The following is a 24,560-nucleotide window of genomic DNA, read 5'->3' as shown; positions in this document are numbered from 1 at the left end:
CCCGTCACGTCCTGGGGGTCCGCGCGGCCGCCCGGTCGGTGAGCACCTCGCGTGCGGCCCTGCTGCCGGAGGCCAGCGCGCCCTGCACCGATCCGGTGGCGCGGTGGTCCCCGCAGACGTGACGGCCGCGCGCGAAGCGGGTCGTGCGGCTCAGCGGCCAGGGGGGCAGCATGGCCGGCAGGGCACCTTCAACCGTGTAGGCGGCGACCGTCTCCCAGTCGCCCGTGTCCGTGTCGTACAGGTCGGCGAGCCGGGCACGGACCGTCTCCTCGCCGCCGGGCGGACCCCCGCCGAGGACGGACGTCGACACCAGGGCCGTGCCCGGGGGACCGTAGGAGGGCGCGACCTCGGTGAGGACACAGCTGTTCAGGACGGCGAGCCCGCTGTCGACGACCAGGGTCGGCTCGGTCAGCGGTGACCGTGTGGCCGCGTGGTAGTACGTCGTCACCGTACGGCTGCCCGGTACCGACAACCCGGGGAGCAGCCGGGCGGCCGTGGCGGCGTCCGTGGCCACGACCACGGAGGCGGCGGGGCGCTCGCCGCCGTCGGCCAGCAGCACCCCGGTGTCCGTGACCTCGGCGACGGGACAGCCGAGCCGGAGAGCCCCTTCGGGGAGGCCGGCGGCGAGCTGGGACGGCACGGCTCCGATGCCGCGGGCGGGCAGGCAGAGCGTGCCGCGCACCATGCTCCGCCACACCAGGTGCATGAAGCGCGCGGAGGTCTCCAGCCCTTCCTCCAGGAACACCCCGGACAGGAACGGCCGCAGGAGGTCCTCGACCGCCATCGGTGACAGCCCGGCGCGGACGAGCGCCTCCGACGCGGTGCGGTCGGGCATGCGCCCCAGCCGCTTCGCGGGGATCAGGGTGTCACGGGCGGTGAGCGCGGCGAGAGCGGCGAGATCCCGCGCCGGGAGGACACGTCCCGGCAGCAGCTGGGCCGCGTCCCCGGGGCGCCTCGTGGGATCGGTGACGCGTACCCGTCCCGAGGACGTCCGGGCGATCAGGCCCGGCGTGAACGGGCGCAGCCGCAGCGCACGCAGGTCTACCCGCCTCTTCACCTGTGGGTAGGAGGTGTTGAAGACCTGGAAGCCGCGGTCCAGGAGGAAGCCGTCCTTGTGGTCCGTGCGCATCCGGCCGCCCACACCGTCGGAGGCCTCCAGCAGTTCCACGCGCAGGCCTTCGGCGCTGAGGTCGAGTGCGCAGGCCAGTCCCGCGAGACCGGCGCCCACGACGACGACGTCCGGTGGCGGGGGGTGCTGTCGGTTCGTCATCCGTGTCCCTCGGCTCGGTCCCGTACGGCTGACGGGCTGTCAACCCGATCACGTTCCGGACGCCGAAGCCAGCAGCCGCCCCCGGGACCGCCCCTTCGGGTGCCCCGTACGGACCCGCGCCGTACGGTCCGGACGGGTCAGCGCCCGGCGCCCCGCGTGCGCAGGGCGAACGCCCCGGCCACGGCGAGGCAGCCCAGACCGAGCGCCGTGAGCGTGCTGCGCGAGGCGAACGGGCGGGACGAGCCCGCGGCCAGCAGGGACCACCGTGACTGCACGGACAGGACGCTCCCGGTGCTCTGCAGGGATCCGGCCGACAGCACGGACATGCCGGAGCCGATCGAGCCCACGGACAGGGAGGAACCGATGGAGCCGACGGACAGGGCACTGCCCACCGAACCGATGGAGAGCACGGAGCCGACGGACCCGATCGACAGGAGGGAGTCCCGCGACCACAAGGAGTACGAGGAGCCCACGGCCGCTCGGGAGGGACGGTGCGTCATGCCGTCATTGTGCCGGGCGAGGGCGAGCCGCGCGAGGTGTCCCCGCACGGTGCGTCGCTGGAGCCGCTCATGCCCTGAGATGCCGCAGCACGCTGCGCATCGCCCGGTGCACGGCGTCACGTGAGGCGTCGGTCGGGTCGACGGCCTCGAACGTGTGATGGCCGTCCGGTACGTCGACCACCTCGATGTCCGCCCCGCACGCGTCCGCCGCAGCCAGGAACTCCGCGACGGTGGCCGCGATCTCGGCCGCCTCCAGCCCGGCCCGCACCAGCACGAGAGGCAGGAAACCCGCCTGGGCGACCGCCTCCGCCGGGCTGAAACGGCTGCCGATCCGCCCCCAGGCCGGCAGCGCGGCCATGATCGGGTAGTTGGCCGCCAGGCAGCGCAGCCACGACGGTGGCTTCCCCAGCCAGTCCGCGGTGAGCGGACCGCTGCCCGAGAAGAACCACAGGGCGATCCGGTCCGCATCCACCCGCGGATCGGCCCGCACCTGTTCCACCGCGGCCGCCAGGTCGCCGGCGGCCCGTGCGTAGTCGTCGACGGAGTGCAGAGAGTGGTCGAGGGTCACGCCCACCGCACCGCGGCCGGCGGCCAGCCGTGCGTACCCCGTCAGGAGCGGCCAGTCGCGGGGGGTCGGCCGTGCCTCGGCCGGAACCGGACCGCCGTGGACGAAGACGACGGCGGGCAGCGGGCCCTCGGCCGAGGGCGGCACGTACAGGTCGACGTGGCCGGCCCGCTCACGGGGGACCTCGGGGACCTCCAGCAGGAACGGCCGCAGGTGCGCGGGCTGCCGCGCCGCGTCCACGGGAGTCAGCCGCCGTCCCTCGCCCGCCGCGGCCCTCAGCAGCGTCACGGCGAGCTCGGTGGGGGCGGACAGCATCGGCCAGTGACCCGTGGGCAGTTCGAGGAAGGCCACCCGGGCATCGGCCAGCGCCCGAAGGACCGGCTCGCCGAGATCCGCACGGGCCTGGACCATCGCGATGCTCGCTCCGCCACCGGTGCACAGCACTCCGGTCATCGGCACCGTGGCCGCCGCCCCGGTCAGCCGCAGCGGCTGCGTCAGCGTGCCCAGCGGCTGCGGCGAGGCGAGCGCGGTGAGACGGTCCAGCGCGGCGTCGGGGACGCCCACGGTGCTGCCCCAGTGCCGCCAGCCGTCACGTGGGGGAGGCGGCAGGGACGCCCCCGCCCCCTGCGCGGCGTCCACGGCAGCCTCGCGCAGCCCCTGGTCGGCCACCGCCGCCAGGGCCGGGACACCGTTCTGCGGCAGCCCGGAGTCCAGGCATACGATCCGGGCGATCGAATCCGACCGCCGGTCGGCGGCACCGACGGCCGGATGGATGCCGTAGTCGTGGCCGACCAGCACGATCTCCTCGCTCCCGGCCCTGCCTTCGCCCTCGGTCCTGCCTTCGCTCCCGGCCCGGCCTTCGCCCTCGGCCCGGCCTTCGCCCTCGGCCCGGCCTTCGCCCTCGGCCCGGCCGACCGAGTCGATCACCGCGAGGACGTCCGCGATGTGCGTCTCCAGGTCGACGTCCGTGCCGGCCGGGGGACGGGCGCCACCCAGCCCGGTCAGCGCCACCGCGTGGACGGCGGCCCCCGTCGCGGTGAGCCGGGCGGCGGTCTCCTCCCAGACATGGGGGCCGGTGAACATCCCGGACACCAGGATGAAGGTGCTCATGGTCTCTCCTCGCACGAAGTCGTCCGTCGGACGGGCCCGGACACCCGGTCCCTGCACGGGTACCGTAGGAACTCCCCCTGAGGGAGGTTCAAGTGGTCATGCCGCACGACGGGCTGTGGGGCATCGGCGAGCTCGCCGAGCGCGCGGGGGTCAGCGTCAAGACGGTCCGCTTCTACTCGGACGGCGGCCTGCTCCCCGAGGCGGCCCGCAGTGCGGGCGGGCACCGCAGATACGGGCCCGGCTCCCTCGAGCGGCTCCGGATGATCCGCTCGCTGCGCTCCATGGACCTGCCGGTCTCCGTCGTGCGCCGTGTCCTCGACGAGGAGGACACCGCCGGGCGCGCCGGCGGAGCCCTGGAGGACGCCGTCGCCGCGCAGTTGCGGACCCTCGGAACCCATCTGCGCGCCCTGCGCTGGAGGGAGGCGGCCCTCCGCTCCGTACAGGAGTGTCCGGCCGCCGAACGCCCCGCCCGGCTGCGCCTCGTCGGCGCGGTGACGGCGCCCCCCGACACCGGGCCCCTGGCCCGGTTCTGGCGCGGCTGGCTGCCGCCGCGGATGCCGGCCCGTTCGGTCACCGCATTCCTCGACGTGGCGGTCCCGCAGCCGCCCGAGGATCCCGCGCCGGACCAGGTGCTCGCCTTCGCCCAGCTGTACGCCATGGTGTCCCGCCCCTGCGACCAAAACGCCGGGCCCACCCAGCCCCACGCGCACCGGGCCGCGGGCGCAAGGGAATCGGCCGTGCTCTACGCGGGGCTGGCCGAGGCGTACGGCCTGGCGGCGACCGAGATGCGGCAGGACAGGGAGCCCTGTCCGGGCCAGGCGCTGGATGCCTTCGTGGACGCGTACACGAGCGCCGGCACCACCGCGGACACCCCCGGTTTCCGCAGGGTCCTCGCGCGGCAGCTCGCGGCCGACCCGCGTATCGACCGCTACTGGGAGCTGACGGCCGAGCTGACCGGACCCCCGGGTGGCCCGCCCGAGCCGACCGCCGGGGCGGCGCACGACTGGCTCCGTGCCGCCCTGGACGCCGAGGCGGAGGCGGCGCGCTCGTAGGCCCGCGGATCCGGCCGTACGTGGCGTCGAAGGTCTGGTGGGGTGACCGGAGCCGAGTGGTTCGCCGGACCTGTGAGCCCGTCCGGACGACGGAGAGCCGACGGGCCGGTGTGCCACCGGCGCGTCGGCTCTCCCGTGCTGCGTCCTACCTCACTGCGGGCGTCCCAGCGCCCATCCCGACACATCGGCCAGGCGTCCGCGCCACAGGGGCAGCCGCAGGGATCCCGTCCCGCCGAGGACCAGGGTGGCGTCTCTGAGATGAATCCAGCGCGGCAGGTGCGTGGCACCCTCCTCGTCGGCCCCCAGCTCCCTGATCCCCTGGTCCACCGTCTCCGGGAACTCCGCGATCAGGTTCGCCCCTTCACCCTCCACCTGGCGGAGGCTCCGCGCCCAGTCGGCCTTCCACGCCTCGTGGCCGATCACGTCTCCGTGGAGAACGCCACCGGGCAGAGCGAGGGTGATCGGCAGACTGGAGCGCAGCTCTCTGTCCAGCAGCTGGATCAGCAACTGGAGCTGCAGATCGGGCACGGGCTCCGTCACCACCGCGGTCGTCTCCGGCCGTGTTCCGACAGACTCGCTCATGGTCCACTCCCTTCACCTGACAAACGGCAGGTGACAGCCCGTATGCCCCCGCCCGGGGCCGTCACACCCCCGGAGAACCGAGTGATGGGGAGACGGGCGAGGACGGCGCCTTGATCTCCCGCGCACACGAACGCGGGCGTCACAGCCAGCGCCGGATCGGCAGGACCGCTGCCTCCCGCGCACGCTGCACGACTGAGCGGCGCTTCCACCGGCTCCCGTCGATCAGGGTGCTCTTCTTCATGTCGTCGTCGAAGTGGCCGTCCAGCGTGGCGGTGAACTCCCGATCGAGCACCGCGAGCATCACTTCCTCGTCGTGCTCGAGCGAGCGGCGGTTGAAGTTCGTCGATCCGATCAGCGAGCCGATACCGTCCACCGTCAGGACCTTGGTGTGCATCATGGTCGGCTGGTACTGGTAGATCTTCACGCCGCAGGCGGTCAGGTCCTCGTAGAAGTTCTGGCCCGCCAGTTGGCACACGCGCTTGTCCGTGTGCGGCCCGGGGAGCAGTATCTCCACCGTCACACCCCGGCGGGCGGCGGCGCACAGCACCTCGACGAAGTACGCATCGGGCGAGAAGTACGCGGTGGTGAGCCGGATCCGCTCCTCCGCGGACTCCAGTACGACGCGGAGCAGGGTCTGCATGTCCTGCCAGCCGAAGCTGGACGATCCGCGCACCACCTGGACCACCGAGTCGCCGTGTCGTGTGGCGTCCACGAACCTGTCGCGGTCGGTGAAGAGCTCGTCGTGGCACTCGGCCCAGTTCTGTGCGAACGCGGCGGCCAGACCGTCCACCGCGGGACCTTGCACCCGCACATGGGTGTCCCGCCACTCGTTCTCGTCACGGGCGTCGCCGCACCACTCCTCGGCGATCCCCACGCCGCCGGTGTACGCGGTCTCCTCGTCGGTGATCAGGACCTTGCGGTGGCAGCGGTGGTTCTGCTTGAGCGGAGAGAGGTACAGCGGCTTCCGGAACCACGCGACCTCCACCCCGGCCTCGTCCATCAGCGCCAGCTGGTCCTTCTCGATCAGCCGGGACCCGAAGCCGTCCAGCAGAAGTCGCACCCGGACTCCGGCGCGAGCCCGCTCGGCCAGCGCCTCCGCGAACTCGCAGGCGATGTCCCCGCGCCAGTACACGAACGTCATCATGTCCACGGTGTGTTCGGCACCACGGATGGAGGCCAGCATCGCGGGGAAGATCTCGTCCCCGTTGCGGAGCGGGACGAGCTTGTTGCCCTCGGTCGCGGCGATGCCGATCAGGCGCTCCAGCCGCCGCCGCAGCCGCTTCGTGCGCTCCTCGTGGAAGGCTTCGTCGGGTCTGTCGTGCGCGGTTCTCTCATCTATGTGGCTGGACATCTCTCACCTGGTGAATTGTGGGCAATGGGCACGGCGGCCCTACTCTCGTGGCCCTCTACCCCCGGGAGCCGCCAGTATGGCTCTGGCCCGGGTGAGATGGCCGACGCCGCCCGTGCGCGGACCGACACCGCCCGGAGCGTTCCTCCATGCCGGACTCCCCGCCCGGGCCCCGCCCGTGCACGCGGGCCGGGCAGGAACCGGAGCCGGAGGGTCCCGTCCACTCCGTGACGACGACGGCGCCCGGCGCGGGCCTCACGCGAGCCGTGTACGGAGCCCTCCCGGGCGGAAGTGACGTGGAGCACAGTGAGGCCGGGGAACTCCCGCGCACCCCGCCCCGACTACTGAACCGGCCGGCCACGGTCTGCCCACCCCTGTTCCGTGCGTGAGGAGACCAGCCATGTCCGTCGAGCCAGCGGTCCGCGCTTCCGGCGAAGCGAAGGAGACCCGGCAGCCCGAACCGACCGGAGCGCGCACCGCATGGGTGTCGCTCCGGCCCCTGGTGCTGCGACTGCACTTCTACGCCGGCCTGTTGATCGCCCCGTTCCTGCTGGTCGCCGCCACGACGGGCCTCCTCTACGCCGCTTCCTACCAGGCGGAGAAGGTCGTGTACGCGGACGAGCTGCGCGTCCCCGTGGGCGCGAGCGAACTGCCGGTCTCGCAGCAGGTGGCCGCCGCTCGCAAGGCACACCCCGAGGGCACGGTCAGCGCGGTCAGGCCGTCGCCGGAGGACGGCGCGACGACCCGTGTGCTCCTCGCCGGTGTGCCCGGGGTGAACAGCGACCACACGCTCGCCGTGTTCGTGGACCCGTACACCGGTGAGCTCGCAGGAACGCTGGAACAGTACGGATCCAGCGGTGCGCTGCCCCTGCGCACGTGGATCGACGAACTCCACCGCGATCTCCACCTCGGTGAGACGGGGCGTCTCTACAGCGAGCTCGCCGCCAGCTGGCTGTGGGTGACGGCCGGGGGAGGCCTCGTGCTCTGGTTCGGACGCAGGAGGGCCCGCCGGAAGCTGCGCGGAACGACGGGCCGACGGCGCACGCTCTCGCTGCACGGCACGGTGGGCGTCTGGGCGGCAGCCGGACTCTTCTTCCTGGCAGCGACGGGCCTGACCTGGTCGACGTACGCCGGCCAGAACATCGCCGACCTGCGCGAGGCGGTCGGCCAGACGACGCCGACCGTCTCCGCGGGCGTCGCGCCCGGCGGCGAGCACGCCGGGCACACAAAGCCGGGCGGGACGGGCGGCACACCGGGGGAGGGCGTCGGCCTGGACGCCGTGCTGGACGCGGCCCGCGCCGAGGGCCTCTCGGACCCGGTGGAGATCGTGCCTCCGGCCGACTCCTCCTCCGCGTACGTCGTGCGCCAGATCCAGCGGAGCTGGCCCGAGAAGCAGGACGCGGTCGCTGTCGATCCGGCCACCGGCGAGGTGACCGACGTGGTGCGGTTCGCCGACTACCCGCTGCTCGCCAAACTGTCCCGCTGGGGCATCGACGCACACACCGGTGCCCTGTTCGGGCCGGCCAACCAGATCGTGCTGGCCGCCCTCACCGCCGCCCTCATCGTGCTGATCGTCCTGGGCTACCGGATGTGGTGGCGGCGCGGACGCGGCTCGGCCTTCGGCCGTCCGATGCCCCGCGGCGCGTGGCAGAAGGTGCCTCCCCTCGTCCTGGTCCCGCTGATGGCAGCCGTCGCGGTCGTGGGGTACTTCGTACCGCTCCTCGGTATCCCCCTGGCCGTGTTCCTCGCCGTGGACATCCTGCTGGGCGAGGTCGACCACCGGCGAGGACGGCGCACGTACACCCCCGTCGGCTGAAGTGCACCTCGGTCAGCGCCCAGGGCCCGACGGCGCATCAGGACCGCGAGGACGTGCGCGCGTCGGGAGGCCGGAGGACGGCAGGAGCCCTCCGGTTTCCCCTGCACCTGCCTGTGCCGTGGCATCGGTCGGTGCGAGGACGGGCCGCCATGGCCACCCCGACCCGGGCGGTGCCGCGGCCGGGAAGAACCCCGACACGCCGGGGACGCGCAGGGTCGAGCGGTGCGAACTGGCTCCCCTCCGCGCCGGAACGGTGGTGCGGAACCCCCGCGTGGTACGACCGATCCGAAGCCGCGGTGTCACGGCGGGGCTTCCGCTGCGCGGTGGGACGGGCCGCGGACGCGACGCCCGGGGAGCGGCGTCGCCCCGGCCGTCCAGGCGTTCGTGGCGACGCGGAAGGTGCGGAACCGAGCCCGCGTCGGCTCCGGCGCCGGCAGATGCGTCGAGTGCGGAGACCGGGTCTTCGGGATCCGCCCGGGGTCACTCCCAGCACAGGCAGAAAGGATGACCCGCAGGGTCGGCGTACACGCGGAATGTCCGCTCGCCGCCCTGGTCGTCGAGATCCAGGGCCGTCGCACCGAGGGCCAGCACCTGCGTCTGCGCGTCCTCGATGTCCGTCACGTCGAAGTCCAGATGCTCCTGCTGGGAATTGCGGTCCCCACGGGGCCACTCCGGGGGCCGGTGGTCGGCCGCCCGCTGGAAAGCGATGCGTGCGCCGCCCGGGACGTAGAGGTCGTACCAGTCCTCGTCGTACTTCCTGATCTCACCGCCGAGGACCGCCTGGTAGAAGGCGGCCAGCGACGGGGGGTCGGGGCAGTCGAGGGCGACGAGGCTGTACGTGGCGACAGGCATCTCCGGTCCTTTCGTCATGTGCCGGGCGGGATCGACGGGGAGCGCTCCGGCTGCCGCGATCCCCGGCGGTGCGTCAATCATCCCGGGCCGGTGAAGGGCGGGCACGTCGAGCGATGAGCGCCGGACCGCGCCGTCGAGAGGCTAAATTCGAACAATGAGTTCCATGACCGGGCCCGCCGCTCAGCCGCCGAACGGCCGGCTCCTCGCAGTCAGCGATCTCCACGTCGGGATCGCCGACAACCGTCCCATCGCCGAGGGGCTGTACCCCTCCTCCGACGAGGACTGGCTCATCGTCGCGGGGGACGTGGCGGAGCAGGCGGAGGAGGTGGAGCGCACGCTGGAACTGCTGGCGGAGCGCTTCGCGCACGTGGTGTGGACCCCCGGCAACCACGAGCTGTGGACGGTGGACAAGGACCCCGTACGACTGCGTGGCCTCGCACGGTACGAGCACCTCGTGAAGGTGTGCCGGGAACTCGGCGTGACCACGCCCGAGGACCCCTTCCCCCTGTGGCAGGGCGCGGACGGCCCGGTGGCCGTGGCCCCGGTGTTCCTGCTGTACGACTACACGTTCAGGGCCCCTGGAACGGCGACGAAGGAGGAGTCCCTGGCACGCGCCCATGAGGCCGGCGTCGTCTGCACCGACGAATACCTGCTGCACCCCGACCCGTACCCGACCAGGGACGACTGGTGCCGGGCGCGGGTGGAACTCACCGAGCGGCGCCTGGCCGCACACGACCCGGACGTCCCGCTTGTGGTCGCCGGGCACTGGCCCCTGCTGCGCGAACCCACCTCGGTGATGTGGTATCCGGAATTCGCCCAGTGGTGCGGCACGGAACTCACCGCCGGCTGGCACCGCCGCTTCAACGTCGCCGCCGTCGTCTACGGCCATCTCCACATCCCACGGACCACCTGGCACGACGGCGTCCGGTTCGAGGAGGTCTCCATCGGCTACCCCAGGGAGTGGCGCAAGCGAGGGCACCCGCGTGGGCTGTTGCGCCAGATCCTTCCGTACGAGGGCCGGCAGCCCGAGGCCGCGGAGGACGACGCCTCGTGATCGAACGGCTTCTTCCCCCGAACGTCGCGTGTGCGGACACCTACGAGACGGACGCACCGCCGGGCAGCCTCTACCCGGAGGAGGCCCGGCTGGTGGCCACCAGCGTCGACAAGCGCAGGCATGAGTTCGCGGCTGTACGCGCCTGTGCCAGACGTGCGATGGGTGACCTCGGGCTGCCCCCTGCGCCGGTGCTGCGGGGTCACCGCGGCATGCCGTTGTGGCCCGAGGGCACCGTCGGCAGCATGACGCACTGCGAGGGGTACCGCGCGGCTGCGCTGGCCTGGTCGTCCGAGATACGCGCTGTAGGTATCGACGCCGAGCCGAACGAGCCCCTCCCGCCCGACGTCTGGGGGATGATCTCGCTTCCCTCGGAACGAGCGAGACTGTCCACGGGCGCGCAGGACCCCGCTGTCCATTGGGACCGGCTGCTGTTCAGCGCCAAGGAGAGCGTCTTCAAGACCTGGTATCCGCTCACCCGGACGGAACTCGACTTCGACGAGGCGGACATCAGCTTCCGCCGTCGCCCGGGGACCGCCACCGAAGGCACGTTCACCGCGGACCTCTTCCGGACCGCGCCGGGGATGCCGGCGTCGTACGAGGGGAGGTGGCTGATCGACGACGGCTTCGCAGTGACGGCGATCGTGCTCCCGGCGGACCACGCCGCCTGACGCCACGGCGGGCAGCGGGGTGCGGGAGGGGCGAGGCCTGTCCGGTGTCCCTGGGTGACGCAGAGGCTCTCGGCTCGTCCCGCGTCCCTGGGTGATGCAGGAGGCTCTCGGTCGGTCCCGCCTCCCTGGGTGATGCAGGAGGCTCTCGCCATGGTGTCGGGAGTCCGGGGCCGGCGACGCATCGCGTGAACGGCCGCGCCGTATCGGCCTCCTGACCCGGAGCCCGGGGGGTGGAACGCCGTTACCACTCCACGGTAGCGATGCTACGCATGTGGTGTTAGCGTTGATTACATCAGGGTTCGTGGAACCGACGGCATCCCATTGCCACAGGAGCAGCGTCATGACCACCGATGAACAGCAGACCACCACCGGGCGCAGGGTCGCTCTCGTCACCGGGGGCTCGCGAGGAATCGGCCGCGAGAGTGCCGAACGACTGGCGGCGGACGGGTTCGCGGTCGTCATCAACTACGCGGGAAACAGGACCGAGGCGGAAGCCGCGGTCGCCGCGGTCGTCGCTGCGGGCGGTGAGGCCGTGGCGCACCAGGCGGACGTCGCGGACGAGGTGGCGGTCGCGGCGCTCTTCGACGCCGCCGAGGAGGCCTTCGGCGGCGTCGATGTGATCGTTCATGCCGCGGGTGTCATGACGCTCTCGCCGTTGGTCGACCTCGATCTGGAGGACCTGGACCGCATGTTCCGCACCAACGTCCGCGGCACGTTCGTCGTCGGCCAGCAGGCGGCCCGGCGTGTGCGCGCCGGCGGGGCGATCATCAACTTCTCGAGCTCGGTGCTGGGACTGGCCATCCCCGGATACACGGCGTACGCCGCGACCAAGGGGGCCGTCGAGGCGATGACGCTGATCCTCGCGCGTGAGCTGAGGGGCCGGGACATCACGGTCAACGCCGTCGCTCCCGGGCCGACGGCCACCGCCCTGTTCCTCGACGGCAAGGACGAGGAGACGGTCGCGAGGATGGCCGCTCAGCCACCCCTGGAGCGCCTGGGTGCCCCTGAGGACATCGCGGAGGTCGTCTCTTTCCTCGCCGGTCCCGCCCGCTGGGTCAACGGACAGGTGCTCCGTGCCAACGGCGGCATCGTCTGACGGGCCCGGACCGCAGCGAGCCCGGCGACTGCAGATCCACCATCGGCGACTGCCGAGCCACCGCCGATCCGCTGCCCGTCGTCGCCGATCCGCAGCCGGTGGTCGCCGATCCGCAGCCGGCGGACTATCGCGGCCGGGGACCAGGGCGTCGTGGGCGGCCCGAGCGGAGTGACGGGAGGCGGGGCCCGGAGGGTCGGCGGCCGATGCGGGCGCCGTCCGGTTCGCCGGGCGTGCCCCTTGATAGCGTCCGTCCGGTGAGTACACGAGCGCGCATCCTCGAAGTCGCGGCCCGGCTGGTCGCGGAGTCCCCCGACGGGGACATCTCCACGCGCGCCGTGTGCGAGGCCGCGCAGGTCGGGGCGCCCGCGCTCTACCGGCACTTCGGGGACAAGGAAGGGCTGCTCTCGGCTGTGGTCGACCACGGCTTCGACGCCTACCTGGCGACGAAGCGGGAGCGGGGCGAGACCACGGATCCCGTTCAGGACCTCCGTGACGGCTGGGACAGCCATGTCGACTTCGCCCTGCGGAACCCCAATCTGTACCGGCTGATGAACTCGCCGGCGATGCGGACGCCGCCGGCTGCCGCCCTCGAGTCGCACCGCATTCTGACGCGTGACCTGGAGCGGGCCGCCGGGCAGGGGAAGCTGCGCGTCGCCCCCGAGCTGGCCGCCCAGATGATCATGTCCGCCACGACGGGCGTCGCCTTGATGCTGGTGTCGCGCCCCGCCACCTTCCCGGACGCCGGAGTGTCCGCACGCGTGCGCGACGCCGTGCACGCCGCTGTCTTCACCCCGGACGTGCGGGCGAGCGAGCCGGGGGACACCGAGGTGCCCTCGGCCGCCGCCAGGCTGGGTGCACTGCTGCGCCGGTCGCACGGATCCGGGCTGAGCACGGCCGAGTCCGCGCTGATGACCGAGTGGCTCGACCGGGTGTCGAATGCGGAGTAGTGACCCGTCAGGGTGCGCTGTCGGGCCTCGGGGAGCGGCGGGGCCGGAGCCGGGGTGCGGTGCTCTCTGCTCGCCCCGGCCCCCGGCCCCCCGCCCTCGGCCGCGCCTGCCTGTCACTCCTGGTTCTTCTGCTCCCGCGTGCTCACCTCGGATCCCGCGACGTCCCCGGCCATCGCCTGCGCCATGCGCAGGTGAGGGGCCGCCTCCGCATGCCGGCCCTGACGTTCGAGGGTGCGCCCCAGCATCAGCCGTGCGTAGTCCTCGACGGGGTCGAGCTCCAGGACCTCGCGCAGCTCCGTCTCGGCCTTGACGAGCCTGGCCGAGTGGTAATAGGCGCGGGCCAGCAGCAACCGCGGTCCCACCTGCTCCGGAGCCTCCTGGACCAGGCCGCCCAGGATCCTGGCCGCCGTCAGGTACTCCTTCGCCTCGAAGAACAGCTGCGCCCGGTCCCAACGGTCTGCGGGCGAACCGAACTCGTAGTAGGTGTCGTCCACTTCTCCTCCTCGGCCGAAATCTGTGCACCCGCGTCAACACGGCCAAGTAGTTAAACATTCCACTAAATTTCCGGCGTGGGGACCGCCACGCACCGGCCGCACGGGAATAGGTTGTGCGCCATGAGCAATCTCGATCGCCAGGCCACTCCCTCCCTCTGCGGGGGCCGCGGCTTCGTCGTCGCCGAACCGGTGCGTGAGCTCCTCACGCCGCGGCGCGTCCAGCTCGGCGAGTCCACCGAGGTGCGCAGGCTGCTGCCGAACCTGGGGCGCCGCATGGTCGGCGCGTGGGCGTTCGTGGACCACTACGGCCCGGACGACATCGCCGACGAGCCCGGGATGCAGGTGCCGCCGCATCCCCACATGGGGCTGCAGACGGTCAGCTGGCTGCACGAGGGGGAGGTCCTGCACCGCGACAGCCTGGGCAGCCTCCAGCGGATCGGCCCGCGTGAACTGGGTCTGATGACGTCAGGCAGGGCGATCAGCCACTCCGAGGAGAGTCCGAAGCCGCACGGGCGGTTTCTGCACGGAGCTCAGCTGTGGGTCGCCCTGCCCGACGCCGACCGGCAGGTCGAGCCGCACTTCCAGCACCACACCGACCTCCCGGAAGTCACCGCGCCCGGCCTCACCGCGACGGTGATCCTCGGCGAGCTCGACGGCGCGACGTCACCGGGCAGGGCGTACACGCCCATCGTCGGGGCGGACCTGGCCCTGCGGGACGGAGCCGAGGCCCGGCTCCCGCTGGATCCGGATTTCGAGTACGCCGTGCTGTCGATGTCCGGCGAGGCCGAGGTCGACGGAGTGCCGATGCTGCCCGGGTCGATGCTCTATCTCGGCTGCGGCCGCAGCGAACTGCCCCTGCGCGCTGCTTCCGACGCGGGGCTGATGCTCCTCGGCGGCGAACCGTTCGAGGAGGAGATCATCATGTGGTGGAACTTCATCGGCAGGTCTCAGGACGACATCACTCAGGCGCGTGAGGACTGGGTGGAGGGGGTGAGGTTCGGGGACGTGAAGGGGTATGACGGGGCGCGCCTGTCCGCCCCGGAGCTGCCGCCGGGATCCCTGAAACCACGCGGTCGTACGCGCTGAGCAGGTAATTCTTCGCTGTCTTAGGTCGGTGGGTGCGGGGCGTCGTTCCCACTGACCTGTCGGGAGCAGCTTGCTGTCGCAGGTGTGCTCCTGGGTGCATCTGGGGACTCGCAGCGAACAGATGGCGGGACAGACCGCGGGAGCGTCACACCGTCTCCCACGCACGAACCACGACACGGTCACCCGTAGACGGTGCAGCGCTTGCCATCCGCGGCGCGTCGTACCGGATTCAGTGAGCCTGGTTCCGGGTGGCAGGGGACGTTGCCGGACCGGCGAGGAGTGATCGTCGGTCCAGCCGTGTACATGGTCTTGAGCCGTCCGGGCGCTCAGGTGGCTCGCCCCAAGGCTCATACGCCGGCCTGACCCTGTACCAGGTCTTGGGCCTCCTCCAGGGCCTGCTGAAGAGCTGGACCGACATCTGCACCACCTGCAACCGATTCCTGCCCCGCAACCGAACCTGAGGAAGAACCGCTAGGGGCGGGGCCGGGTGGCGGTGTCGAGGTAGAAGGCGTCGATGCTCTGGACGGCCTGCTCGAATGCCTCCAAGTTGACGGGCTTGGTCACGTAGGCGTTGGCGTGGCTGCCGTACGCGCCGGAGACGTCGTCGGGGGCGGTGGACGTGGTGAGGACGACCACGGGGATGGTCTGCAGGTCGTCATCGGTCTTCAGGACCTTCAGCAGGTCGTGGCCGTTCATGCGGGGCATGTTCAGGTCGAGGACGATGAGGTCGGGTCGGACCGTGTCGGGGGCGCGGAGGTGTTCCAGAGCGGCGACTCCGTCGGTGACCTGAACCAGGTTGCGGGTTCCGCGTTCGGAGAGGGCTTCTTCGATGAGCATGGCGTCGGCTGTGTCGTCCTCGACGAGCAGGACGTCGAAGGGGCGGGCGGGCGTCGTCATCGTGGGATGCTCCGTGGGTTTTTCGTTCGAGTGGTGGAAGAGTCCCGGCCAGCGGCGGCGGGCGCCTTGGCGGGTCATGCCGGAGGCGGCGCCGATCTGCGGGTAGCCGGCACCCGCGTGGGCGGCTTCTATGGCCGCTTGCCGCTGAAGCCTTTCAGCGGCTTGCTGCAGCTGGTCCAGTACGTGGAGCAGGGTCAGCGGGTACGCCGGGTCGCCGGATGCGGCAGGTGTCGGGGATTCCTGCAGCTGATGGGCAAGGCACTGTGCGAGCTCGCTGATTCTCGCGTCCGCGATGGCAGCTGTCTCCTGAGGGGTGGTCCGCAATACGAAGTCCTTGCCTGGCATACCCAGCACTGTAGGCCTCCGGGCAGCCCCGCGACAACATGTGTTGTCGGTGGGTCTAGAGTGGGGTGGCCGCACTCCACACGAGCGGCTTCCACAGCGAGGAGCGCTCAGGATGACCGGCGACATACAGCAACCGCGCACGCGAAGACTGTCCACGTGGACGACCCGGCGCTGGCTTCGCGTGGGGGTCGCCGCGTCCATGGTCGTGCTGACCCTGCTCGGGGTGACAGGGGCCTGGGTCATGGGACGGACCCAGTCGATCAGCAACAACCTCACGGACGTGCGGTCACCCTCGCTGTCCACCGCGTTCCGCCTGGAAACAGCCTTGGTCAACCAGGAGACCGGTATCCGCGGCTACGGCCTGACCGGCATAAAGGAGTTTCTCGCCCCCTACCGGCAGGGACTCGAGGACCAGAACGCGCACACTCAGTCGCTCAGGGAGTTGCTCCGCGGTGACACCGCTCGACTGAACGATCTCAAGGCCGTGCAGGACGCCGTGGCCAGGTGGCAGGAGGCGGTCGCCGAGCCCGTCGCCACCGCACCGTCCGGCTCGCTCCCCTCGCTGGCCCCAGGACTGCTGGCCAACGGCAAAGGGGCCTTCGACGAAGTCCGCTCGGCCCTCGAGAACCAGCAGGAGGCACTGCGCGCGGACCGCGCTCAGGCCAGAGCGGACCTGCAGTCCACGGTGACCCTGCGGAACTGGGTGTTCGGCACCATCGCACTGCTCATCGTCGTCCTGGCCGCTCTCGTCTTCGAAGGACTGCGCCGCGGCATCAACCGGCCCCTGGAACAGATGGGAGCCGATGCCCGCACCATCGCCTCAGGTGACTTCGACCACCCCATCACGCCGACCGGCCCGGCCGACCTGCGGCGTCTGAGCAGCGAGATCGACTTCATGCGCCGACGCCTCGTACGGGAACTTGCCTTCACCGAGGAGGCCCGGCTGCGGCTGGACGCACAGGCAGCCGACCTCCAGCGCTCCAACGCCGAACTGGAACAGTTCGCCTACGTGGCCTCCCACGACCTCCAGGAGCCGCTGCGCAAGGTGTCCAGCTTCACCCAGCTCCTGCAGCGCCGCTACGGAAGCCAGCTCGACGAGCGGGCCGACCAGTACATCGACTTCGCCGTCGACGGGGCGAACCGCATGCAGACCCTCATCAGCGACCTGCTCAACTTCTCCCGCGTGGGCAGGGTGCACAACGCCCACCAGAGCATCGACCTCGACAAGACACTCAAACAGACCATGTCGGCACTGAGCGTGGCTATCGAGGAAACCGGCGCGACGATCACCCACGACCCCCTGCCGACCCTGGTCGCCGACCCCAGCCAGATGCTCATGCTCTGGCAGAACCTGATCGGCAACGCCGTCAAGTTCCGCCGCCCGGGCGAGACCCCCACGATCCACATCACAGCGGCCCCGGAGGGCGGGCTGTGGCGGTTCACCGTTACCGACAACGGCATCGGTATCCCTGCCGAGTACGCCGAGAAGATTTTCGTCATCTTCCAGCGGCTGCACACCAAGGACACCTACAGCGGCAGTGGCATCGGCCTGGCGATGTGCAAGAAGATCGTCGAATTCCACGGCGGCACCATCACCATCGACCCGGACCACACCAACGGCACACGCATGACGTTCACCCTGGCACCCGAACCGCCGCAGCTCCCCAGCCCGTCCGCCACACCGGAAGCCACGCGTGCAGAAGCGGACCCGGCGCGATGACCGTCGCAGGGGAACACGTCCCTGATGCACCCTCGGGCCCGCCTCATTACCGGATCCTCCTGATCGAGGACGACCTCGGAGATGCGCTGCTCGTCGAGGAACTCCTCCACGACACGGGACTGCCCTTCCAGCTGACCACCCGCACCACCCTGGCCGAGGCCCGCACCGAACTGGCCACCAGCCAGGCCGACTGCATCCTCCTCGACCTGCACCTGCCAGACGTGTCGGGCATCCAGGCTCTCACCGCCGTACGGACACTGGCCCCGCAGACCGCCGTGATCGTCCTGACCGGGCTCTCCGAAGCCCAGGCAGGCACCGAAGCCATGGCAGCCGGAGCCCAGGACTACCTCGTCAAAGGCAAGGTCGATCCGGACACCCTGCACCGCACGGTGCGCTACGCCGTCTACCGCAGCCGGACCGAACGCGCGAACGCCCAGGCCCAGGCAGCCCGGCAGCGCGCGGAAGAGAACGCCCGCCTGGAACGCGGCCTGCTCCCACAGCCGATCCTCGACACCTCCTCGGTCAGAGTGACCTCCCGCTACCTGCCCGGTGCCGCACTGGCGCTGCTGGGCGGCGACTTCCTCGACGTGGTGGAGGGCGACGACGGACTGCTGCACGCGATCGTGGGCGACGTCAGCGGGCACGGCCCCGACGCGGCCGCCCTCGGTGTCTTCCTAAGGATCGCCTGGCGCTCTCTCGTGCTCGGCGGACACCGTGGCGAGGACCTGCTCCACCTCATGGAACGCATCCTGATCGCGGAGCGAGGCAGCGACTCCCTGTTCGCCACGTGCACCCTCCTCACCCTGGACCAGCGCGCCGCCGCCGTCACCCTCCACCTCGCCGGCCACCATGAGCCCCTGCTGACCACAGCAGAGGGGACCCACGAAGTCACCGCGGCACACGGCATGGCGCTCGGGATCGTTCCCGGTCTTCGTTCCTGGCCCTCCACCACCGTTCCGCTCCCGCCAGCAGGAGCCCTGACCCTCTACACCGACGGCCTCACCGAAGGCCACAACGGATCGAACGGTGACCGACTCGGCGTCGAAGGACTCCTCACACTGATCGGAAACCTGCCACCGGCAGACCCGGCCGTGCATGTCGATCGGCTCATCAAGGAAACCCACAGGCTGAACGCCGGACGGCACTCCGACGACCTGGCTGTCCTCCGCCTCGACTGGGGCGCCCTGTCTTCTTGACATGCTGCAGGTCGCTCGTTCCAGGACGCCGTCGTGGCCTGGCCCAGCCGGACATCGAGCGTGCGAGGTCTGCCGGCCGGACACCGGGCGGATCAGCTGAGCAGGCACACAAACGGCCCCGCCGTGACGGAGGCCTTTTCCGTGTGCAACGGAGGTGTCGGTCGGTCAGGTCGCCCAGGCCGGGCCCTGAACCCCCACGACGAGGGCATCGGAGTACTTTCCCTGGTTACAGACCGGCACAGCTCGTGCCGCCCCTCGTCGTGAAGACGTGTTCCCCATGCCCGGCCCACCTCGAGATCCGCGGCCCGCGCCAGGTCGGCGCGGGCCGCGGATCCATGTGCACGGTCCTGCGGCCTCGGCAGGTTCCCGCCGAGAACTACCGGTGGGCGGTCATGACGCGGTGGGGAGCGCCGCTTCGAGGCCACGAGAGGCGACGAGCCGGGCACTGCCGTCGGCCAGTCGGTAGGACAGCCCCACCACGCCGAGGCGGCCGGCGGCCACCCGCTCGGCCAGGACGCGGGAGCGCTCCAGCAGCAGGTCCACAGTGTGCTCGATGTGTTCGGCCAGGATCTCTTCGGCAGTCTCACGGCCGGCGGCACGGGCCGCGAGCACGCTCGGGGTAACCCGCTCGACGACGTCCCGGACGAAGCCGCCCGGTGTCTGTCCGTCCTCCAGAGCGGAGCAGGCTGCGGCGACGGCGCCGCACGAGTCGTGGCCGAGGACGACGACCAGCGGCGCGTCGAGGACGCTCACGCCGAACTCGATCGAACCGAGCACCTCAGTACCGGCCACGTGCCCTGCGGTGCGCACCACGAACAGGTCACCCAGGCCGCGGTCGAAGACGATCTCGGCTGCCAGCCGGGAGTCGGAGCACCCGAACAGCACGGCGAAGGGGCGCTGGGACGGTGCGGTCTCGGCGCGGCGGGCGGCGTCCTGATTCGGATGCTCGGAGGAGCCTGAGACGAAACGTTGGTTACCCGCCATGAGCAGCTCGAAGGCGTCGCGGGGCGTCGGGGGCTGGATCTCGGTCATGGCAGCAGCCTACGATCCGGCACCAGCCACGCACCGCCTCGCCCCTCCGTCCGAACCGGCCATGCCAACGGCTTGGGCGACCCGGGCGCCGGGCGAGGGAGGCTTCGATGTGGAACCCCAGCGCGCGGCGCAACGGCCTGCCCTGCCCCGTACGGCCGCAGGTTGTGCCTCGGTCCGAAGCTTGCGGGAGCACGCGTCGCTGCGTTCGAGGCCGAGCACGACATTGTCCTGCTTGACGCCTACCGATATTTGTTCACGCATGTTGGAGGATCAGGCTCGGCACCTTCCTACTTCGGTCTGTCGGGACTCACGGCCATCCGCTACGCGGAAACCGCCCGAGCCCTCATGGCCGGACGCCTGGAAGACGCTCCACACGCGCACGAGGGCCTTCATCAGAGGCCCGAGAGAGATCGGCCGATTGCGGTCGGCTACCTGCCTTACACGCCCTGCTGGCCGGTCACGGGCAGATGCCGAGGTGAGGGGCCGACAGCAGGGCTGGTGGGGCATCGGCCATTGAGGGGATTGGCGGCCCCGGGCAGGCGCGTCGAAGTGCTTGAGGGGGATGAGCCCGCATGGTGATCGGAGCTGTCCCATCCAGGCGGCGGCACCCCTAGTGTGCGGGAGATTTCATGTTCAAGCTCGGAAGTGCGGCAGTTCTGGCCGCGGCTGCAGGTGCCCTGGTGTTTGCCGGTGCGGGCGTGGCCAGCGCGGACGCCGGCGCACAAGGGATCGCCTACGGCTCCCCGGGTGTGCTGTCCGGCAACGTCGTCCAGATCCCCATCAACATCCCGATCAACGCGTGCGGCAACTCCGTGAACGTCATCGGTCTGCTGAACCCGGCCTTCGGGAACACCTGCATCAACGGTGACTACGACGGCAAGGGCTACGACGACGGCAAGGGTCACGACGACGGCAAGGGCTACGAAGACAAGGGCGAGGGTTACGGCCACGGCGAGTAGCCGCGCTTGAATCCCTTCTCTGCCTGGTTGCTTCGCTCAGGGGGCGACCAGGCAGAGACGGCTTCACGAAACCGGTCATCTCAGGCTGTTGCTTCTGATCACGGACCCGGTTGATGAGCAGCTGTCCGACGCCAGGAACTGCCTGCCCACAGGGACGTGGTGGCGTGGAGTGTCAAGGAGTTCGTGCGGCGGCCGAGCTGGGGTCTTCGAAGGGAACGGCCGCCGCACCACGGAAGATCCTGCTGGACTATCGGCTGTGGATCCTCCGGCGCTTGAGTATGCGTAGCTCCCAGGGTTCCCTTTGGTAGGACACGCTCACCGGCCCCGCTGTTACGGGCTGGAGGGCGGCTTCGGGAGCGCTGTCATCCGACAGTCACTGGTAGGAGCTGGGAGCGGCAACTGGTGCTGCGGCTCCCAGGGGCCGGATGGGTGCTCCCGGAAGCCGCAGCGGGTCAGCGCTCGGCAAGCTGACGGCAAGGCTGAGCGCGTCACTGCTGGCCACTCTGGCGCCTGTGGTGCGCTGCCCTGTGCGGCGACACGCGGGCGTCGGTGTAGGTGACGTCATGTGGTCCCACGAGCCCCTTCGCCGAGGTGCCGGGGCGGCCACGAAGACGCGAGGTTCGCGGGGGCCTGGGGCGGGCCATGGTTACGCCGTACAGGTGGGCGTGGACGGCCGGGGCCATCCAAAGCGTTACGTGTCACGAATGCGGGTTGTCGACGGCGCCACCTGGGGGTGGCGGTGTTGATGACGCGCCGCCGTGGCCAGCCCGCCGGCGGCGGCGCGTCGCCGCTTCCGCCGTCTTCAGTGGCGGCGGAAGCGAATGCCGCAGGGCCACCTGCACGCAGCGCAATGTCCCCGCGGTCTCCGCCCGGACTCGGAGTGTTGCCGCAGACGGTCGGCGGCCGGATTGAAGTCGACGACGAAGTACTGGCCGTCCAGGTCCACTGTCAGCTGCGACACCTTTGCCGCCTTCGCGTTGTGGGTGTCGAGTGTGTAGAAGCCGCCCCGGTCACCCACGCCGTGCAGTGCACCGGTCTGTACGCGGTAGTCGATGCCGACGAGCTTGGTGTCACCAGACAGGCCGCGCACATGCCCGATCGAGCGGGCGTGGCCGGGGGACCTGGGTCGAGAAGACGACGAGCTGGTCGTGCGCGAGGCCGATGGTGTGCGGTGCGTCGTCGGTCGCTGTCTCGCCGGCCACGGCGGCGGTCCGTGAGGCAGGTCCTGCTGGCGTGGCGGCTGCCGCGGATGCGGCGACGGCGATGGCTCAGGGCGGCGGCGACAGCGGGGGCGAGCAGGGATCTACGCATGGGTTTCTCCTAGGGAGCGGGGGCCGGCCGGACACCGGCATCACCAGGCGACGCAAACAGGCACGGCAAAAACGCGCAGCTACTTTCCGCAGTCGAACGGGAAGCGCCGGACGGTGCCCGCTCAGGCCAGTGGCTACAGGCGGCGCCCCTGAACGGCCGAACATAGACGTGCCCTTATGGGCCATTCGGTGGTTATTGCGCAATGGCCCCAAACCGGAGTGAAGGTGGCGTCGAAGTGATGGTGGACCCGCTCCGTTCCCGTGGGCGGGCCGACTACCGTTCGGAGTGCAACCGTGCGTACTCGTCTTCTGTCGGCAGCCGCTGCCGGCGCCATCGCGCTGTCCCTCGCCGCCCCCGCTCTCGCATCGGCTGAAACCGAGCCCACCCCGTTCGGTCCGCGCGGGCGGGCGGCGTCGCCCGGTCTCATCAGCGTGGGGCTGACGTCTGACCAGCGGTTGGTCGGCTTCCAGGTCACCAACCCCGGCGACAGCTGGTCGTTCGGCAAGGTCTCCGGCCTGCGGGCGGACAGGAAGCTGGTCGGCATCGACTTCCGGGTCCAGAACGGCAAGCTCTACGGCGTCGGCGACCGGGGCGGTGTCTACACCGTCAACAGCGACGCCCAGGCCGTCAAGGTCTCCCAGCTCACCGTCGCCCTGGCGGGCAAGAACTTCGGCGTCGACTTCAATCCGGCGGCCAACCGGCTGCGCGTCATCAGCGACACCGGCCAGAACCTGCGCCACAACATCGACGACCCGGCCGCGCCGCGCGCCACCACCGTCGACGGCACCCTCACCAACCCCACCACTCCGCCCTCAACCGCGCTCGGCGTCACGGGGGCCGCCTACACCAACAACGACCTCAACGCGGCCACCGCCACCACCCTGTTCGACATCGACACGGTCAACGACCGGGTCTCCCTCCAGTCCCCGGCCAACGCCGGCACCCTCGCCCCCACCGGAAACCTGGGAGTCAACGCAGGGCCCTGGGCCGGGTTCGACATCTACTACAAGCCCTCCGACGGCTCCAACCGCGGCTTCGCCGCACTGTCCACGGGTGGACAGCAGCGCTTCTACCAAGTGAACATCCTCGACGGCGAAGCGTCCCTCGTGGGCTCGTTCCCGGCCGGCCGCCAGGTCGTCGACATTGCACTCCCGCTGAACCAGCACTGAGCACGACCCGCGCCGGTGCCGGCACAAACCCTGCCGGCACCGGCGCGAGTGCCGTGGCGGCAGTGAAGCGGAAGAGCGGGTCGTTTTCGCGGCCCATCATCGTGGCCGACGTGGCTCTCGCCATCACTGAGCCTTTTCCATCCTCACTCCGAGTTGTCCAGATGCAGTGTGAGGACGGCTTGGACAAGGGCGGTGATGCGGCTCGTAGAGCATCGGAGCTTGGGGCGGGTCGGGTGCAGGAAGCTCAGAAGGTGGTTGCGGACATCGGCCCGGAGGACCAGTACGCACGCCAGATTGTGGCCGGCGATTGCTGGTCATAGATGTCCGGCTACGGCCTTCTCGCGAAGTCTCCGGTGTCGGCCTCGGTGAGGATGCCGAGCTTGACCAGGCGTTTCAGCTTGGCGCGGGCGCCTCCTACGTTCTTCGGCAACAGTTCGTGGCCGAGGGCTTCGCAGACGTCCCTCGGCCCGTAGCGGCCCGGTCACGTGGTTGAAGGCGTCGGGGATGCGCGGGTAGTCCGGGTGCTCTGGCAGGTCCGGCGTGACAGCCGGAAGCCGGTCGGCGAGGCCGGTGACGGTCTTGCAGGTGATCGCGAGGTGCTCCAGCTGCGTCTCGGCCTGTCGCAATCGGCTCTGCAGGTCGACGATCTGCGCACGGAGACCGTCGGCCAAGGTGCGGGCGGCGTCTTCCTGGAGGTCCAGGGCGTCGAGCAGGGGCTGGATGTTCATGCTGCTACCGCCCGTTCTTCGCGCCAGGTGGGGGTGTTCGTACTGAGGCGTCGGATCACGACGTGGGTCATCGCCCGGTGGAACCGGGAGGCGGAGGAAGAGGGGCGGCGCTCGTAGTCGCGGACCAGGCGCCGGTGCAGTATCAGGATCCCCCAGGTCTGCTCGATCCTCATCCGCTTCGGCTGCGGCACAAACCCCTTGACCTGCGGGTTGCGTGCGCCGATCTCGACGTCGACGCCCAGGTCGGCGCCGTGCATGACGACCTGGTACGTGAAGCTCTGGTCAACCAGGCCCTGCGGACGGTGCCGCCGGCGTGCTCGGGGACTCGGTCAAGCAGGACGGTGCCTGCGGGGTTGTCGTGGGTGTTCGGGGCGAGGACGACGACCGCGATGAGCAGGCCGAGGACGTCCACGGCCAAGCCGCGCTTGCGGCCGGGCACCCGCTTGGCCGGATCATGGCCGGTCGTGGAGGCGGGGATCCCGGCGGCCACATGAACACTCTGGGTGTCCGGTTCCACGGGGGTCGGGTCCTCTCATCGCCGGGAGCGTTCACGTAGGGGATCGCGTTCACGATCTCCCGCACGTCGTAGGCACCCTGGTGGCCGCTGACCGAACGGTGCCGGTCCTTTCACGCGGTGATCACCGGCTCGATCAACGACCACTGCTCGTCCGGCAAGTCACAGGGGTACGACTTGGGTTCACTCGTCCGATCACATCACGAGATCACCAACCGCGGACCGGCAGATGCTGCCCCGCCACCACGC

Annotated in this window: 22 protein-coding genes and 1 pseudogene; 11 read left to right on the top strand and 12 right to left on the bottom strand. The window is 70.7% G+C overall.

The features are described 5' to 3' along the window. Window positions 1-4 precede the first annotated feature (4 nt). From ACFC51_RS28595 to ACFC51_RS28585, 3 genes are all read right to left on the bottom strand, one after another. On the bottom strand, window positions 5-1,270 hold the full coding sequence (locus ACFC51_RS28595) for an NAD(P)/FAD-dependent oxidoreductase (RefSeq protein WP_376531596.1): 1,266 nt from the start codon (window positions 1,268-1,270) through the stop codon (window positions 5-7). 137 nt (window positions 1,271-1,407) lie between these two features. Then, entirely contained in the window at window positions 1,408-1,770 is a 363-nt protein-coding gene (locus ACFC51_RS28590; RefSeq protein ID WP_376373104.1) for a hypothetical protein, read from the bottom strand. A 67-nt stretch (window positions 1,771-1,837) separates the two neighbouring features. After that, window positions 1,838-3,445 (bottom strand): alpha/beta fold hydrolase, encoded by a 1,608-nt coding sequence (locus ACFC51_RS28585; protein ID WP_376531594.1) that lies wholly within the window; start codon window positions 3,443-3,445, stop codon window positions 1,838-1,840. Between the two features lie 98 nt (window positions 3,446-3,543). On the opposite strand from ACFC51_RS28585, the gene ACFC51_RS28580 reads away from it, so the two are divergent. Then, a complete protein-coding gene (locus tag ACFC51_RS28580) occupies window positions 3,544-4,497 on the top strand; it encodes a MerR family transcriptional regulator (protein WP_376531654.1) in 954 nt (317 codons plus the stop codon). A 150-nt stretch (window positions 4,498-4,647) separates the two neighbouring features. Here ACFC51_RS28580 and ACFC51_RS28575 read toward each other — a convergent pair whose 3' ends face one another. Then, the gene (locus ACFC51_RS28575; protein WP_376368981.1) at window positions 4,648-5,079 is read right to left on the bottom strand and encodes a hypothetical protein; all 432 of its coding nucleotides are present in this window, start codon (window positions 5,077-5,079) and stop codon (window positions 4,648-4,650) included. A gap of 139 nt (window positions 5,080-5,218) precedes the next feature. After that, window positions 5,219-6,430 carry a phosphatidylserine/phosphatidylglycerophosphate/cardiolipin synthase family protein gene (locus tag ACFC51_RS28570; protein ID WP_376531592.1) on the bottom strand — a complete coding sequence of 404 codons (1,212 nt, stop codon included), beginning with the start codon at window positions 6,428-6,430 and terminating at the stop codon, window positions 5,219-5,221. Window positions 6,431-6,827: 397 nt separating this feature from the next. Here ACFC51_RS28570 and ACFC51_RS28565 point away from each other — a divergent pair, with 397 nt between their 5' ends. After that, window positions 6,828-8,243 (top strand): PepSY-associated TM helix domain-containing protein, encoded by a 1,416-nt coding sequence (locus tag ACFC51_RS28565; RefSeq protein WP_376531590.1) that lies wholly within the window; start codon window positions 6,828-6,830, stop codon window positions 8,241-8,243. Between the two features lie 480 nt (window positions 8,244-8,723). Here ACFC51_RS28565 and ACFC51_RS28560 read toward each other — a convergent pair whose 3' ends face one another. Further along, window positions 8,724-9,095 carry a VOC family protein gene (locus tag ACFC51_RS28560; RefSeq protein WP_376368978.1) on the bottom strand — a complete coding sequence of 124 codons (372 nt, stop codon included), beginning with the start codon at window positions 9,093-9,095 and terminating at the stop codon, window positions 8,724-8,726. Window positions 9,096-9,249: 154 nt separating this feature from the next. Here ACFC51_RS28560 and ACFC51_RS28555 point away from each other — a divergent pair, with 154 nt between their 5' ends. From ACFC51_RS28555 to ACFC51_RS28540, 4 genes are all read left to right on the top strand, one after another. Next, window positions 9,250-10,149: a metallophosphoesterase family protein gene (locus tag ACFC51_RS28555; protein ID WP_376531588.1), complete on the top strand. Its 900-nt coding sequence runs from the start codon at window positions 9,250-9,252 to the stop codon at window positions 10,147-10,149. Continuing rightward, window positions 10,146-10,817, top strand: coding sequence for a 4'-phosphopantetheinyl transferase (locus tag ACFC51_RS28550; protein ID WP_376368976.1), 672 nt, complete (start codon window positions 10,146-10,148; stop codon window positions 10,815-10,817). Before ACFC51_RS28555 ends, ACFC51_RS28550 begins: the two co-directional genes overlap by 4 nt. Window positions 10,818-11,157: 340 nt before the next feature. Beyond that, window positions 11,158-11,913, top strand: a complete 756-nt coding sequence (locus tag ACFC51_RS28545) for an SDR family oxidoreductase (RefSeq protein ID WP_376531587.1) — start codon at window positions 11,158-11,160, stop codon at window positions 11,911-11,913. Between the two features lie 254 nt (window positions 11,914-12,167). Next, entirely contained in the window at window positions 12,168-12,860 is a 693-nt protein-coding gene (locus ACFC51_RS28540) for a TetR/AcrR family transcriptional regulator (protein ID WP_376531585.1), read from the top strand. Window positions 12,861-12,973: 113 nt separating this feature from the next. Here the strand turns inward: ACFC51_RS28540 and ACFC51_RS28535 are convergent, their stop codons facing one another. Next, a complete protein-coding gene (locus ACFC51_RS28535) occupies window positions 12,974-13,354 on the bottom strand; it encodes a tetratricopeptide repeat protein (RefSeq protein ID WP_376368974.1) in 381 nt (126 codons plus the stop codon). 120 nt (window positions 13,355-13,474) lie between these two features. On the opposite strand from ACFC51_RS28535, the gene ACFC51_RS28530 reads away from it, so the two are divergent. Next, window positions 13,475-14,440: a pirin family protein gene (locus ACFC51_RS28530; RefSeq protein WP_376531584.1), complete on the top strand. Its 966-nt coding sequence runs from the start codon at window positions 13,475-13,477 to the stop codon at window positions 14,438-14,440. A gap of 471 nt (window positions 14,441-14,911) precedes the next feature. Here ACFC51_RS28530 and ACFC51_RS28525 read toward each other — a convergent pair whose 3' ends face one another. Then, window positions 14,912-15,682 carry a response regulator gene (locus ACFC51_RS28525; protein ID WP_376531582.1) on the bottom strand — a complete coding sequence of 257 codons (771 nt, stop codon included), beginning with the start codon at window positions 15,680-15,682 and terminating at the stop codon, window positions 14,912-14,914. Window positions 15,683-15,794: 112 nt separating this feature from the next. Here ACFC51_RS28525 and ACFC51_RS28520 point away from each other — a divergent pair, with 112 nt between their 5' ends. Together ACFC51_RS28520 and ACFC51_RS28515 are read left to right on the top strand one after the other, a co-directional pair. Beyond that, complete coding sequence (locus tag ACFC51_RS28520) at window positions 15,795-17,402, top strand: ATP-binding protein (RefSeq protein WP_376531580.1); 1,608 nt, start codon at window positions 15,795-15,797, stop codon at window positions 17,400-17,402. Then, complete coding sequence (locus ACFC51_RS28515) at window positions 17,399-18,598, top strand: SpoIIE family protein phosphatase (RefSeq protein WP_376368970.1); 1,200 nt, start codon at window positions 17,399-17,401, stop codon at window positions 18,596-18,598. The genes ACFC51_RS28520 and ACFC51_RS28515 overlap by 4 nt, the downstream gene beginning before the upstream one ends. 390 nt (window positions 18,599-18,988) lie before the next feature. On the opposite strand, the gene ACFC51_RS28510 is transcribed toward ACFC51_RS28515, so the two are convergent. Further along, window positions 18,989-19,630 (bottom strand): carbonic anhydrase, encoded by a 642-nt coding sequence (locus ACFC51_RS28510; protein WP_376368969.1) that lies wholly within the window; start codon window positions 19,628-19,630, stop codon window positions 18,989-18,991. A gap of 629 nt (window positions 19,631-20,259) precedes the next feature. On the opposite strand from ACFC51_RS28510, the gene ACFC51_RS28505 reads away from it, so the two are divergent. After that, window positions 20,260-20,589, top strand: a complete 330-nt coding sequence (locus ACFC51_RS28505) for a chaplin (protein WP_376368968.1) — start codon at window positions 20,260-20,262, stop codon at window positions 20,587-20,589. Window positions 20,590-21,391: 802 nt separating this feature from the next. On the opposite strand, the gene ACFC51_RS28500 is transcribed toward ACFC51_RS28505, so the two are convergent. After that, entirely contained in the window at window positions 21,392-21,811 is a 420-nt protein-coding gene (locus tag ACFC51_RS28500; protein WP_376368989.1) for a DUF4394 domain-containing protein, read from the bottom strand. Between the two features lie 382 nt (window positions 21,812-22,193). Between ACFC51_RS28500 and ACFC51_RS28495 the strand changes: the two genes are divergently transcribed. Then, window positions 22,194-23,069 (top strand): DUF4394 domain-containing protein, encoded by an 876-nt coding sequence (locus tag ACFC51_RS28495; protein WP_376368967.1) that lies wholly within the window; start codon window positions 22,194-22,196, stop codon window positions 23,067-23,069. A gap of 314 nt (window positions 23,070-23,383) precedes the next feature. Here the strand turns inward: ACFC51_RS28495 and ACFC51_RS28490 are convergent, their stop codons facing one another. Further along, the gene (locus tag ACFC51_RS28490) at window positions 23,384-23,797 is read right to left on the bottom strand and encodes a hypothetical protein (RefSeq protein ID WP_376368966.1); all 414 of its coding nucleotides are present in this window, start codon (window positions 23,795-23,797) and stop codon (window positions 23,384-23,386) included. Further along, window positions 23,794-24,472, bottom strand: a pseudogene (locus ACFC51_RS28485) (transposase). The gene ACFC51_RS28490 and the pseudogene ACFC51_RS28485 overlap by 4 nt, the downstream one beginning before the upstream one ends. Window positions 24,473-24,560: the final 88 nt, after the last annotated feature.

Origin of the sequence: Streptomyces sp. NPDC055962 (genome assembly GCF_042270185.1) — a bacterium.
Taxonomy (GTDB): Bacteria; Actinomycetota; Actinomycetes; order Streptomycetales; family Streptomycetaceae; genus Streptomyces.
The sequence above is the reverse complement of the archived record's forward strand: the minus strand, read 5'-3'. Positions and strand labels throughout refer to the sequence as shown.

What these genes read in the sequence shown, in the direction of transcription:
- ACFC51_RS28565 (WP_376531590.1), top strand. Translation starts at nt 6,828, where the DNA reads ATGTCCGTCGAGCCAGCGGTCCGCGCTTCCGGCGAAGCGAAGGAGACC.
- ACFC51_RS28505 (WP_376368968.1), top strand. Translation starts at nt 20,260, where the DNA reads ATGTTCAAGCTCGGAAGTGCGGCAGTTCTGGCCGCGGCTGCAGGTGCC.
- ACFC51_RS28595 (WP_376531596.1), bottom strand. Translation starts at nt 1,270, where the DNA reads ATGACGAACCGACAGCACCCCCCGCCACCGGACGTCGTCGTCGTGGGC.
- ACFC51_RS28570 (WP_376531592.1), bottom strand. Translation starts at nt 6,430, where the DNA reads ATGTCCAGCCACATAGATGAGAGAACCGCGCACGACAGACCCGACGAA.
- ACFC51_RS28580 (WP_376531654.1), top strand. Translation starts at nt 3,544, where the DNA reads ATGCCGCACGACGGGCTGTGGGGCATCGGCGAGCTCGCCGAGCGCGCG.
- ACFC51_RS28510 (WP_376368969.1), bottom strand. Translation starts at nt 19,630, where the DNA reads ATGACCGAGATCCAGCCCCCGACGCCCCGCGACGCCTTCGAGCTGCTC.
- ACFC51_RS28520 (WP_376531580.1), top strand. Translation starts at nt 15,795, where the DNA reads ATGACCGGCGACATACAGCAACCGCGCACGCGAAGACTGTCCACGTGG.
- ACFC51_RS28560 (WP_376368978.1), bottom strand. Translation starts at nt 9,095, where the DNA reads ATGCCTGTCGCCACGTACAGCCTCGTCGCCCTCGACTGCCCCGACCCC.
- ACFC51_RS28490 (WP_376368966.1), bottom strand. Translation starts at nt 23,797, where the DNA reads ATGAACATCCAGCCCCTGCTCGACGCCCTGGACCTCCAGGAAGACGCC.
- ACFC51_RS28530 (WP_376531584.1), top strand. Translation starts at nt 13,475, where the DNA reads ATGAGCAATCTCGATCGCCAGGCCACTCCCTCCCTCTGCGGGGGCCGC.
- ACFC51_RS28515 (WP_376368970.1), top strand. Translation starts at nt 17,399, where the DNA reads ATGACCGTCGCAGGGGAACACGTCCCTGATGCACCCTCGGGCCCGCCT.
- ACFC51_RS28525 (WP_376531582.1), bottom strand. Translation starts at nt 15,682, where the DNA reads ATGCCAGGCAAGGACTTCGTATTGCGGACCACCCCTCAGGAGACAGCT.
- ACFC51_RS28545 (WP_376531587.1), top strand. Translation starts at nt 11,158, where the DNA reads ATGACCACCGATGAACAGCAGACCACCACCGGGCGCAGGGTCGCTCTC.
- ACFC51_RS28575 (WP_376368981.1), bottom strand. Translation starts at nt 5,079, where the DNA reads ATGAGCGAGTCTGTCGGAACACGGCCGGAGACGACCGCGGTGGTGACG.
- ACFC51_RS28555 (WP_376531588.1), top strand. Translation starts at nt 9,250, where the DNA reads ATGAGTTCCATGACCGGGCCCGCCGCTCAGCCGCCGAACGGCCGGCTC.
- ACFC51_RS28590 (WP_376373104.1), bottom strand. Translation starts at nt 1,770, where the DNA reads ATGACGCACCGTCCCTCCCGAGCGGCCGTGGGCTCCTCGTACTCCTTG.
- ACFC51_RS28585 (WP_376531594.1), bottom strand. Translation starts at nt 3,445, where the DNA reads ATGAGCACCTTCATCCTGGTGTCCGGGATGTTCACCGGCCCCCATGTC.